This is a genomic window from Thalassoglobus sp. JC818 (genome assembly GCF_040717535.1).
Lineage (GTDB): Bacteria > Planctomycetota > Planctomycetia > Planctomycetales > Planctomycetaceae > Thalassoglobus.
The window spans coordinates 90,565-102,577 of the sequence record NZ_JBFEFI010000007.1; the positions used below are offsets into that span (position 1 = coordinate 90,565).

The 12,013-nt window shown below is 52.3% G+C and carries 14 protein-coding genes; 11 read left to right on the forward strand and 3 right to left on the reverse strand.

The genetic code is table 11. From position 1 onward, the window contains the following. The first annotated feature begins 157 nt into the window (after positions 1–157). The 5 genes from AB1L42_RS18270 (at position 158) to AB1L42_RS18290 (ending at position 4,656) form a co-directional block, all read left to right on the forward strand. Complete coding sequence (locus AB1L42_RS18270) at positions 158–1,783, forward strand: DUF1598 domain-containing protein (RefSeq protein ID WP_367059304.1); 1,626 nt, start codon at positions 158–160, stop codon at positions 1,781–1,783. Positions 1,784–1,807: 24 nt separating this feature from the next. Continuing rightward, entirely contained in the window at positions 1,808–2,641 is an 834-nt protein-coding gene (locus AB1L42_RS18275; RefSeq protein WP_367059307.1) for a hypothetical protein, read from the forward strand. A 242-nt stretch (positions 2,642–2,883) separates the two neighbouring features. After that, positions 2,884–3,351 carry a transcriptional regulator NrdR gene (nrdR, locus tag AB1L42_RS18280; RefSeq protein WP_146510913.1) on the forward strand — a complete coding sequence of 156 codons (468 nt, stop codon included), beginning with the start codon at positions 2,884–2,886 and terminating at the stop codon, positions 3,349–3,351. Then, positions 3,344–3,775, forward strand: a complete 432-nt coding sequence (locus tag AB1L42_RS18285) for a hypothetical protein (RefSeq protein ID WP_367059311.1) — start codon at positions 3,344–3,346, stop codon at positions 3,773–3,775. Before nrdR ends, AB1L42_RS18285 begins: the two co-directional genes overlap by 8 nt. A gap of 116 nt (positions 3,776–3,891) precedes the next feature. Further along, the gene (locus tag AB1L42_RS18290; RefSeq protein WP_367059314.1) at positions 3,892–4,656 is read left to right on the forward strand and encodes a (Fe-S)-binding protein; all 765 of its coding nucleotides are present in this window, start codon (positions 3,892–3,894) and stop codon (positions 4,654–4,656) included. 33 nt (positions 4,657–4,689) lie between these two features. Here AB1L42_RS18290 and AB1L42_RS18295 read toward each other — a convergent pair whose 3' ends face one another. Further along, on the reverse strand, positions 4,690–5,061 hold the full coding sequence (locus tag AB1L42_RS18295) for a hypothetical protein (protein WP_367059317.1): 372 nt from the start codon (positions 5,059–5,061) through the stop codon (positions 4,690–4,692). Positions 5,062–5,311: 250 nt separating this feature from the next. On the opposite strand from AB1L42_RS18295, the gene AB1L42_RS18300 reads away from it, so the two are divergent. From AB1L42_RS18300 to AB1L42_RS18325, 6 genes are all read left to right on the forward strand, one after another. Next, a complete protein-coding gene (locus AB1L42_RS18300; protein ID WP_367059320.1) occupies positions 5,312–5,803 on the forward strand; it encodes a glutaredoxin family protein in 492 nt (163 codons plus the stop codon). A gap of 82 nt (positions 5,804–5,885) precedes the next feature. Beyond that, a complete protein-coding gene (locus AB1L42_RS18305; RefSeq protein WP_367059323.1) occupies positions 5,886–6,800 on the forward strand; it encodes a glycine cleavage T C-terminal barrel domain-containing protein in 915 nt (304 codons plus the stop codon). Between the two features lie 366 nt (positions 6,801–7,166). Continuing rightward, the gene (locus AB1L42_RS18310) at positions 7,167–7,685 is read left to right on the forward strand and encodes a hypothetical protein (RefSeq protein WP_367059326.1); all 519 of its coding nucleotides are present in this window, start codon (positions 7,167–7,169) and stop codon (positions 7,683–7,685) included. 433 nt (positions 7,686–8,118) lie between these two features. After that, complete coding sequence (locus tag AB1L42_RS18315; protein WP_367059329.1) at positions 8,119–8,430, forward strand: hypothetical protein; 312 nt, start codon at positions 8,119–8,121, stop codon at positions 8,428–8,430. A gap of 1 nt (position 8,431) precedes the next feature. Further along, positions 8,432–8,623, forward strand: a complete 192-nt coding sequence (locus AB1L42_RS18320; protein WP_367059332.1) for a hypothetical protein — start codon at positions 8,432–8,434, stop codon at positions 8,621–8,623. Between the two features lie 235 nt (positions 8,624–8,858). Beyond that, complete coding sequence (locus tag AB1L42_RS18325; RefSeq protein WP_367059335.1) at positions 8,859–9,656, forward strand: hypothetical protein; 798 nt, start codon at positions 8,859–8,861, stop codon at positions 9,654–9,656. An 82-nt stretch (positions 9,657–9,738) separates the two neighbouring features. On the opposite strand, the gene hemW is transcribed toward AB1L42_RS18325, so the two are convergent. Beyond that, positions 9,739–10,866, reverse strand: a complete 1,128-nt coding sequence (gene hemW, locus AB1L42_RS18330; protein WP_367059338.1) for a radical SAM family heme chaperone HemW — start codon at positions 10,864–10,866, stop codon at positions 9,739–9,741. Further along, positions 10,863–11,933 carry a hypothetical protein gene (locus AB1L42_RS18335; protein WP_367059345.1) on the reverse strand — a complete coding sequence of 357 codons (1,071 nt, stop codon included), beginning with the start codon at positions 11,931–11,933 and terminating at the stop codon, positions 10,863–10,865. Before AB1L42_RS18335 ends, hemW begins: the two co-directional genes overlap by 4 nt. Between the last annotated feature and the right edge of the window lie 80 nt (positions 11,934–12,013).

Genomic DNA, 12,013 nt, shown 5'->3' on the forward strand with positions numbered 1-12,013 from the left:
CGTCGTCACTCGAAATTTGGATTCGGTAGCAAATCAATTGACTGGACGATTACGACTGGGCTGGATTCGAGAGCACATCTTCCGTGGTTAATGAAAGTGCCATCAGGCATCACTCTCATTGATTATCGTGACAAACATCCCCGTTGGAGTGACGTAGATGATGATTTTGGAAACGTGGAATCGACGCAACCACTCAATGCGGGTGGATCGTGTCTTTGTCGCGGCAATGGCGTTCACGTGCTTGACACTGACGCAGGTCTCTGCCGCCGAACCGAATGACGTAGCAGGGCTTCTTGCTGCCGGTGAACTCGATGCGTCAAGCCAGATGGTTTCCGATCGAGATACCAACCTTGAGAGTGCTCTGCAAAGTGCCCTTCAAGGGGGAACCGGAGCTGATCCGGATGCTTTGATCAATCTGATTCTCAATCAGACTGAAGGACCCTGGCAGTCAGTTCAAGGGGAAGGTGCTGCAGATCCGGAATTCTTCGAGAGTGGAGTTCGTGTCGATCCGAATGGTGTGCTGACTCTCTCCTCACACAAAGACCTGACCGGCAACCTGGCCGCAATGGGCGTGACTTCACGAGTGGCTGCCCTCAACGAGGACATGGCACAGAGTTCACCGCTTCGATTGGTCTCGCTGACCCGTCTCGAAAAAGCAGTTGCTCAACGTCTCGAAGAAGGCAAGCCTGTCGTTGAATCGATGAAGCGACTGGCCGGACTTTCGAAAATCGAATACGTCTTCGTTTATCCAGAGAGTGGCGAAATCGTTCTCGGCGGACCAGCTGAAGGATGGCAGTACGATGAGTTCGGAATGGCCGTCGGAACAGATTCCGGACGTCCAATCCTGCACCTCGACGACTTCGTGACTGTTCTGCGAACCTTCAGCGAAGACGGAACACGCATCTTTGGCTGCTCGATTGATCCTCGCCAGGAAAACTTGAAAGCTGTCCGTGAATTCGCAACCGCCAGCCAGCAGCAAGGTGCTCTCTCGGCTTCGCGAGTCAATCGCTGGGCTCAGCAGATTCGAAACTTGCTTGGTCTTCAAGACATCACTGTCTACGGAGTGCCTGTCGATAGCCGCGTCGCTCGCGTTCTCGTCGAAGCCGACTACCGAATGAAGCTCATCGGAATCGGTGAACTCGAAGGTGGAGCTGAGATTCCTGACTACTTTGAACTGCTCCGTGAAGATCCACAATTCGTTAGCGGCGGACTCGATGCTCTTCGCTGGTGGATGACCATGCAGTATGAATCAGTTCTGCACTCAGAAGATCACGATGTTTACCAGATCGCTGGCTCAGCAGTGAAATGTCAGTCTGAAAATCAGTTCCTGGCAGATTCAGGAGAGCGAGTGAGCACCGGTCAATCGGAACCAGTGAACCGTCAGTTTGCTGAAAACTTCACTCAGCATTACGCCCAACTCGCCCAGCAAGATTCAATCTTCGCTGATCTTCAGGGGATCTTCGATCTCGCCCTCATCGCAGCTTTGATCGATCGGGACGAACTTGATCACAAAGCCGGATGGGACCGCGGAGTGTTCGCTTCAGGCGGAGAATATCAGCCAGAAGTTTACGCTGCTCCTCGACAGACCGAATCGGTCGTCAACCACAAAGTCTTCAACGGTCGCGACATTGTTTTGCAAGTTGCAGGCGGAGTTCGAGCCGATGTCGTCGCTGCTCTTGATTCAACGCAAGTCGCTGAGGACACATCTTCTCTTGACACGACTGCCGAAAACGCGAAGGCTGTTGATCTTCCTGAGAATCGATGGTGGTGGGACGCCAAGTAACAGCAATCGCCCACGGAGGGAAACATGCTGAATCCATCTGCGAGGAGGGGAACCTCCTCGCTTTTTCTATTTGTCGCGTGCGTTCTTCTGCAGGAAGAACGTCTCTTGGCCGAACCGCCTCCGCTGCTTGTTCCGAATGGGAAGCAATTTTCCGAGCCGACAGCGTCTAGCGCGGTAGAGTCGATTCACCAGACAACTCTCTCGGGGCTGATCCGCGAGATCGTCATCGAAGCTGCCGACGATGAAGTCGTTGACAAGAAGCACTGGAATAAAGAGGCCGAACGCTTTGATGGGCTGAAAGTCCGCGGACTCAAAATCTCGAAGCGGAAGAAGACCGTTCCACATGGTTTTTGCCGCAGGTACAAAGCTCATCTCGTGAAACCGGATGAGACATTCTCTCTCGAAATCGAGCAGCAGGAGTCGTCTCCGTCTGATGATGCCATTCGCTTCTTGATCTCGACGCGATTGATGGTCCGCAGCGAAGCGACGTTTGCCCACTACGTTTACGGCGTCAAAGGAGTCAACGGAACCGCGATCGCTGATGCAGTCGTTCGCGCGCAGGTGGTGCTCACGATTTCTCCACAAGCATCGTTTGACTGGAGTTCCCCGCTTCCGAAGTTGCATCTCAATGCTGAAGTGAAGCGAGTCGATCTCGACCTCGAAAAGTTTCGTCTGCAGAAGTTGGGGCCGCTGGGCGGAGATTTCGCGAAGGTTCTGGGGCAGGGGAGTCGCGAAATCGTCGCTGCGTTGATTGACTCTCAAGAGCGGCAGCTGCATCGGAAGTTGCAAAAGAAGCTCGATGAAGTTCAGGGAGATCCGTCTCGGAAGGACGGGGCAGCTACGAAACGAGAATCGTGAAAACTCGGATTCTTATTCTTTCCTGTTTCAGCTAATCTTTCAACGTGGCGAACTCCGATTTGCGAGCGCCAGCTACACACATTTCAAACAGGTGGACAATCTCAGGCAAGCTCTCAGGGCGTGGTCAGTGCCCGGGAACGATAAGCTGTCATTAATTGTTTCGATCGCCGGTGATTCAATTGTCGCTGGAGAACTGGATCGGTTTCGCGTCCGTTTGAGACGAACATCAGTCGAGAATTTTCATGCGTTGCCCATTTTGCCGCGAAGGAGAGAGCAAAGTCGTCGACTCCCGCGGGAGTCAGGACTTTGTGATTCGCCGTCGCCGGGAATGCCTTGCTTGCGGACGTCGATTTACGACGTATGAGAAGATGGAAGAATCACCACTGAAGGTGATCAAGAAAGACGGGTCGCGCGTTCCGTTCGATCGCGAGAAGATCCGCTCTGGCCTCGAAAAAGCTTGCTACAAACGACCGGTCAGTCCGGATCAGGTGGAACAGATTCTGGATCGAGTTGAACATTCCGTTTACGAAACGTTCGAGCGAGAAGTGCCGTCGCGATACATCGGTGAACAGGTCTGCGAGGCACTTCGGCTTGTCGATCAAGTTGCGTTCGTGCGATTTGCTTCGGTCTATCGATCGTTCCAGGACGTGAATGACTTCGTCGAAGAACTGCAAACCCTCAGGGAACGGAGTTCACGCCGGGATGATTGAATCGACGGCGATTGTCGGTGACGCGCGCTCGATGGAGGCCGTCATCGCAGAAACTCTGGCTGTCTCTCGATTGGCTGAGTATTTTTCGACGCTTCAAGATTTGCTTGAGAGCGAATCCGCGAGTCCGAACTTGATCCTGGTTCTCCAGCAATGGCCGGATGAATATCGAGCGAGCGAGATCGACGCACTGTTCCGACAGTTTCCGCTGAGCCGGGTTCTTTGTTGCTACGGCGTTTGGTGTTCTTCGATGCGGCGAACGCGTTCGGTCTGGCCAGCTGTGGTCTGTACCTCGGAAGATGAATTTCTCGAGCGGCTCAAACTTGAGGTCCGCGTCATTCAGGAAGAAATTCCTCCGCTACCACTGACTGCCGGTCTCGATGAGCTGTTCGGGTACGTGAACGCACATGCGGAGTCGGAAAGTTGATTCAGCGACCCACTCGCCCGCATTGATCCATCTGACTATCATCCTCCTACCCAACCACACGAGACACTGCGATCGTGTGACGCGATGGCTTTCATTTCAACGAGATTTACGATTCCATGAGAGTTGGACTTTTCATTCCTTGCTACATCGACCAGTTCTTCCCGCAAGTCGGGCTGGCAACAGTTGAGTTGCTGGAACAGTTTGGTTGCGACGTCGAGTATCCCGAAGATCAAACCTGCTGCGGCCAGCCAATGGCCAATACGGGACTGCTCGAACAGGCGAAGCCGCTCGCCAAATCATACGTCTCGATGTTTGCTGATTTCGAGTACGTCGTTTGCCCTTCGGGAAGTTGTACAGCGATGGTGACTCATCACTATGACAATCTTCTCCCTGAAGGTGATGCCGGGTTGAACAAGGTCAAAGAGAACACCTACGAGCTGACTGAGTTTCTCACAGACGTTCTTCAGGTTGAGAACATCAAAGCGAAATTTCCGTATCGTGTGGGGCTCCACAATAGCTGCCACGGACTTCGCGAACTTCGACTGGGTTCTGCTTCGGAACTCATGCAGAACCGCTTCAGCAAGGCCCGTCAGCTTCTCGAACAGGTCGAGGGAATCGAACTCGTGGAACTCTCGCGAATCGATGAGTGTTGCGGTTTCGGCGGGACGTTTGCCGTCAGCGAAGAAGCAGTCTCATGCATGATGGGTAACGACCGCATTCATGATCACGAAGAGGCAGGAGCTCAGATCATCACAGCTGGGGATATGTCCTGCCTAATGCATCTGGACGGTCTCTTGAGAAGGCAGAAGAAGCCGATCCAGGTGATGCACATCGCGGAAATTCTGACCGGTGCCACACCTTCGAACCCGGTTGGCAACTGAATCTGAGGTGTTTGGCGAAAGAATGCGAGGAGTTTAGGCAGCTCTCTTTTGTGAACTACGTCGACGAAGGATTTCGACGAACGGATCTGGTTCTTCGAACTCTTCAGAAGTTTGAGGAACTGCAGAGGCGGAACTAGAAGTTTCGTTGATGGAGTGAATTTCAGCGAATTGATCGTCGGTAAAAAGCTGTTGTTCATTCAATGCTGACTGAACAAGCAGCATTCCGATGAGGCTTCCACCAAACACGAAAATCGAAGCCACGGAGAAGAGGACGACTCCCTGAATCGTGATGTGGTCGAAGTAAGAGAGGCAACCCAAAAGCAGCCCGAGCGTCGCGACTCCCGACAGCAGTTGGCCTCGCCAGTCTTTGTGCCAGGAGGTGCTTTGACTCACTTTGCCTTGCATGACATCGCTCTTCCATGATATTGCGGACGCCGTTTTCGCAGGGAATAGAGGAATTTTCCGTTTGCGGCAACCCCAATTGATGCCACAACGCCTGCTCCTTCCAATCGGTTTCGGGCTGGACACGTCCTTCGGACTCCGTATTCTTCTGCTGTCCACTCCTTCATCTCGTTCTCAACCGCAAATCCATGGCATCATCGGCAATTCAGTCTGCTGGCTGAGAGAACGAATTTGATCAACCTGCGTCGCTGTCATGTCTCCTCAACGAACTCCTGTCGCTGTTTCCAGCTGTCTGGTCCTTTTGAGTGCTTTCGGCCTGCTGCTCGTGATTCAAGCCCAGGCAGGTTTCTTTACGGGAGCACTCAGCTATCCTCTGAGAGAACATCCGCAGTTGTGGATGTTCTGTTTTGTCGGAGGGCTGGCTCTCGGGATCTGGCTGCTTTGGAACCGTTCCCATTCCGTGACCGACTGGAAACCGGAATACGATGGTCGTCGGTTCGGCAGTGCAGTCCTGTACACACGCGATGGTTGTCCGTTGTGCGACGAGGCAGCGGAAGTTCTCGCCCGGTATCGCCAATGGCTGCCCCCCACAACAGAGGTTGATATCGACCTCGATCCGGATCTCAAGATGCGGCTTGGGGCAGAGATTCCTGTGATTCAATTCGATGGACAGACACGATTCAAAGGGCACGTGAACGAAGTTCTGTTGCGACGCCTTATTGATGGGACGCCACCTGTCGCGTAATCTTGAATTGAAATCAAATTCGAATCGCCGCTTCTGTTGCGATGATCAACTGAGTGCGGCGAATGACTGGAAAGTGTGACACGTGACTACGACTCAACCTCTGAAGTGCTTCAACCTTGCGGGCTGGACGCAGGTTCTGCTTTCAGGACCAGATTGCAAATCGTTCCTTCAGAGTTTCTGTACCAACGACATCTCCAAGCTTCAGGCCGGCGACGTGTGCGAAGCGTTCATTCCGGATATCAAGGGACGTATTCTCGCGCATGTCATCGTACTTGCGGGTGAAGATTCCCTCCGCCTGATCTCCGGTCCCGGAACTGGAGAAGTGCTTGTCCCTCATCTAACGAAGTACCTGTTGGGGCTGAATGCCGAGGTCGTCGACGTCACAGCGACGAGTCGACTTCTCGTCGTCGCTGGTGAGGATGGGATTCAAGCACTCGATGCGAAAGAGTTCGCCGATCAAACCGGAGCACAAGTCGTATCTCTGGACGTGCTGGCAGAACCATCGATTTGGATTTCCGCAGCAGCTGAACACGTTGACGCAATCGAGTCTCGATTGCAGTCGCAGGGAGTGACAGAGGGGACAGAAGCAGAATTTGAACGCCTCCGCATCGCTGCCGGTTTTCCACTTGTCGGTCGTGATTTGAGCGATGCGAACATCGCCCAGGAAGCAGGCCGAACAGACCGAGCCATCAGCTTCACAAAAGGTTGTTATCTCGGACAGGAACCCATCGCCCGACTCGACGCGATGGGGCACACCAACAAAGAACTTCGCGGCCTCCTCGCCGAGCACGAAGCCATCCCGGTCGACAGTGTAGTCCTCGCCGAAGAGAAAGAAATCGGACGCATTTCCTCCGTCGCATCACTCGGTGAAGGCCGTTCAATCGCACTCGCAGTCATCCGCACAAAGTTCGCATCCCCCGGAACCTCTGTCGCAATCACAACCGAAAACGGAACATTCCCAGCCACCATCTACTGGCCACGACTGGATGTCGAGTAGTCCTCCATTCACTAACGTAAGTCTGTGTTGATCGACTTATTGCACTGCGCGATCATGCGTCTCGATAATGTGGGGTAGCGTCAGCGTATCTGTCGAAACTGGAGGGGTGACAATACCAATCTTAAAACATTAGAGCGTCGTTCTAGTATGCGGGGCGGTCTCCCTTTCGGAATCGAATTGTTCGGGTCGGTTCACGAACGCTGGATAATTGAGTGACGCCGTGTGGATCGTCGGCTTATCCCATGCTCGAAGGATAGAATTCGATTCTTTGAACAAGTTGGGCCTTTGTCATTCATGATTACGATCGAGCCGAATTGCTGTGAGCGGAAGCCTGTACGTCAGAAGAAGGCAGACAACCGACTCCGATTGCAACGGTTCATAAAAGCGTCCGGTTTTGGAGTCATTTCTTTGATTCTGACGGGCGTTGTTTATTCAGCATTGGCGTTGTTCGTTCCGTCGTCGTCGTTGTTGATTCTCGTTGCGGTTGCCATTGGAGTCTTCGGGGCCAGTTATGTTTACATCCGAGGACGGAGAGGCCAGGATTTTGTTTCATTTGAAGCGTCCAACGTTGTTAATCGTGTTCTGATTCAAAGAATTACCAAGGTCATTTCCATTGATGATCTCGAAGATTTTGGTCCAGGCTACTACGTTGTCACTGCCAATGAGCAGTCAGCAATCATCATCGGACAGGTAATTGCAGATGTCGATTCCAGAGGAGAAGGTTTGCCCACCAACTTGATTCTTGAAGTCGATTCCGGGTCCAAGGAGATTCTTGTCGTCCACGGTGATGGCGACGAGATTCCAGTAACGTTGAACTGCTCACTTCAATCTGTTGGAATTGATGTCATTGTGGGTTTCTCGCTTTGCGATCCCTTTGGGGGTTGACTCGGCTAATCGAAATCACTCGCAACCCGCAAATGCCTCATTCGAGAAGCGAACACTTTGTGTCGACGTGCCACTCAGTGTGAGCCAGAGCTCCGTGTGCATAATGAAGAGTTCAAGAGTACTTGTCAGGCTTTTCCACGAACTTGAGTGACTGCTTGTGAGAATAACTAAGACCGTTAACTGGGCAATGAAGCATCGATATGCTCGCGTAGCGATTATCGGTGCGATTGTGTTTTGCATTGTATCCTTAGTCTTTGAAGGAACATTTCCGTTTGAAAGACTGATACTCAGTGTTCTCATCGGATACCTCCCCATTCTACCTTGGCAACGTGAGTCGATTCGACCCTTTGTTGTGGGTGCACTCATCTGCTTCTCTTTGCTTCCCAGAATGATCACTCAATCAAGGGTCGCGAAAACCGTCAGGACCATTCAGGTGGCTGATGTCGTGTGGGCAAAGACGGATGATGTGACGATAGGAGCCGGAACTGCAGAACTTGCGCTGCTTGTTGAATCGCTGAATGCCATGCAGCCTTGCTTTTTAGGACCTAAAGGCGGGGGGCGAAGCACCGGGCATCTTCTTGTTGAACTCAAGGATCGCGGTGACTTGCGATTCAAGGTTTTCGAGCCACCAGACATGCCTGATAAAGTGATCTTGCGGTTCCAGGCAGCTTTATCCGTCAGCGAATTGTGCGGGCCGAGAACTCAATTCCTGAGAGCAATCGAGCGGTCCAAGTCAGGGGATTGAAATGCTCGTCTGCATTTGGTTTGAGTGGTGGCCAGTGATCGCCAGTGTGTACCTGACAGTTCGGTTCTTCTATGTTCTATGGCGAATGTCGCGGGGCGAAGATATGGGCGGTGGACCACCAATCGTGGGCTTTGTGATTTACATACTCATTAACATCTATGTATGGGTGTTGTGGTCATACCTTCATGCGTAGTGAATGAATTTCTCACACTGAAACCTGACTGCGGCGTGAGAATCGACTGGGGTGTCATAGAGGATGATTCGCTATTTGAGTAAGTTTGTTGTTGAACTGGCGATTGTCAGCTAATCGTAGAGGTTGGGGTGGATGCGTGTCTCCATCTATTCAATTCCTTAATCAAGTCCCTTGCAGCACCGGTTGATCATGTCGGAGTGTCGGAAACATGTGTCGAAGAAATAGAGTTGCTTTCTTGTCTGTTACCGTAACTCTCGCGATCCTAACGGTTGATGTTCAGGCTGAACTGCTTTTCCTCCCAGGTGATTCGTTCTTTTGTACTGAGCTAACAAGTGCGAAGTTGTCGGAATGGAGGAATGGCGAACGCATGACAATGACGTACAAACAACCTTGGAGCGAACGTGGGCTGAATGGGTATGCTGGATTTCGTCAACTAGAGATTACTGGAGATTTCACCCTTCTCTTGGAGAGAATTGAACGCGAATACAGCTTGCTAAGGAAGGGAATTCCCAAGACTGTCGAGATAAGCATCGACGAAAACGGGAATGAAGTCCTGAAAGAAATAAACGGATTCACTTTGCTTCTGTACAACAAGCACTTCGCGTTTTCACATTATCACATTGGGGTGACGTACAATGAGGATTGGAATGCTTACAGCAAAAAGTTGAAGAAGTCGGATCGACGGCCTGGAAGTATTTTAAGAGAACATCAGTCTTTCGTGCGAACCTACGATGCGGCAATAGAAGATTGGAAGCACGCGAAAGATGTCGAGCCACTCGCGGTCTCTGTACCCGACGACATTGATTGGTGGATTTTAGGACGGCCCATCGAGACACCTGTGAAGGTTGATGCAGACGATATTGTCGTGGTCGTGTTGATCCGATGTTCGATGAAAGACTACTTTTACCGAATCCCATTCTGCCGGTTTTCAGCGATTACTTCAAAGAGAACGAGGTCCTATGAGTTTAGAGAAGACCGCGTTTTCGGGGACGATTGGATGAACAACAAAATTCGAATCGTCAGTGGGGAATAGCATGACGCCAGAGGGTATTGCTATTCGATCAATAGTATTCGCAGGGAGCTTGGGAGGTCGTTCCGTTGGAGTTCGAAGTCGTTCATAGGAATTCGGCCATGATGGAGTCGGCGATGAAGCGGCCGGTTTTTGTGAGGCGGAGTTTGCCTTGGTCGAGAGTGAGGAGTTGATCCTCGATGAGACGATCGAAGGCGTTCGGAGCGAGGTCAGGGAGTGGGTAGGAGAATCGTTGTTGGAATTGCTCGAGGTCGATGCCTTCAACTTGTCTGAGTCCGAGCATGACGGCTTCTCTCGCTCGGTCTTCTGAGTTGAGTTCTTCTGTCTCCGCGATTCCGGATTCTCCAGCCATGATTCGCTTGATCCAGGTGGTCACGCTTCGATGACGCATGGCGCGGACTCCGTTGAGGTAGGAGGCTGCTCCCGGTCCGAAGCCGAAATACGGGGCGGATTGCCAGTAGACTTTGTTGTGTCGACACTCCATTCCGGGCTGGGCGAAGTTTGAGAGTTCATACTGGCGGAAACCGGCGTCCTCCAGCGTGTTCATTGCGACGGAATACATTTCCCGTTCGAGTTCATCGTCGGCGGGGATGAGTTGCGACTTCATTCGCCGCGTCCAGAACTGTGTGCCTTTTTCGAATGTGAGTCCGTAGGTCGAAACGTGCTCGGGATTCAAAGCGATGACCGTTTTCAGGTCCGCTTCCCAGTCGGCGAGTGTTTGATCGGGGACAGCGAAGATCAGGTCGAGCGAGATATTCGTGAAACCATTGTCTCGTAACTGATTGAAGACGGTGTCGACAGTCTCAGCGTGATGCGTTCGTTCAAGTGTCTGAAGGTGTTGGGAGTTGAACGATTGCACGCCGAGGCTGATTCGATTTACCGAATGAACTCGCAGGATTTTCATCTTGGCGGGAGTCAGTCCATCAGGGTTGCACTCCATTGAGAATTCGCCATCCGGTCTTAACGGAAACCATTGATTGACGACCGTGAGGAGTCGTTGCAGTGCGGGTTCCGGGAGATAGCTGGGGGTTCCTCCTCCGATGAAAATTGTGGAGACCGGTTGCGGGCTTGTAATGGAGCGAGCGATCTCAAGTTCGAGGCATTTGAGATAGTCGTCGATCAAGTCATCTCGGCCAGCGATCACAGTGAAGTCGCAATAACCACATCGATGGATGCAAAACGGAACATGGATGTAAACTGAGTCCGCCGTCATTCGTGGCACCATGTTGCGTGGTCGACCGTTTGTCCGTTGACTTGATGGGGGGATGTTCGAATGGCACCAGGCACCGGAGTTTCACGAGAGTGTGTCCAGCCGACGTCTCTTCGATCTGGGAAGCATTGTTGAGCCCAGAAGCAGGCCAGTCGGCCCATTGTCCAGCGACCGTTGATGTCCTGCAGGGGGCGGACTTGGGGTCGCTGATCCGCGCCCTGATAGATCATCGCATCGATTCCGACTGGACCGAAGTAGCCATCTGCCTGGAGTCGCTGCACTGCTTGACGTTGAAACGAAAGAATTGCGGTCGTCGGCTCTTCGGGCAGATCACTCGGATGGACGATTGTCTGAGTATACCGCCCTTGTGCAGATGACTTCAGCTGCGTGACGGCGAACATGACTGGTTCTCCAGATTCGGGGATGTCCCACTGGATTCCAAGTTCCAGAATCGGAGTAAGTCGCGGTTCGAGAAAGAGTGAACTGCCTGTCTTGAGTCGCTTCTTCACCCAGGCAAGTTGACTGGCGGCGAGGTCGGTCGTTTCGGATCGGATTTGTCCTCGGCCGGATTGCCCGAATTCCGTTTTGATGACGAATCCGTTCTCGTAGACTATTGATGCGAGTGCAGAGATCAGATCGTCCATCGAATCGATGAGAATTTCTCCGGGCAAGGGGCATCCAAGTTCGATCGAGAGCTGTCGCGATGTCTTTCGAGAGTTCACGTCGCGGACAGCTTTCTGGCTGGGAGAATGCATGAGGAGCTGAAACTTCTGACAGAATTCTCGGGCGGATTCCGTCCATCCCCAAGGTTGTGTTCGCTCGATCGAGGGTGCCAGATCGCGGAGTTCGTCTGGTGTCACGAACTTTCGGTTAGCGAGTCCCATAGCTTCCAGTTCGGGCCAGTTTTCAGGAGTCCACGGGGTTTTCGTTAGAATGAAATCACCGGGCTGAGAAGCTGCGATCAGGCACGGAGTCAGTTCGGCTTCCAGTCTTTGGAGTTTGAGAGGAAGTGTTTTGGCGGCGTCCAATTCGTCTTCGAAACAGAAGTTTCCAATCCATAAGGTCGACATCAGAAGGGCAGTAGATCAGGGCTTGGTTCGCAGGAGGTGACTGGACGATTCGTAGAGTTTGACAATAATCCAAAGAGCTT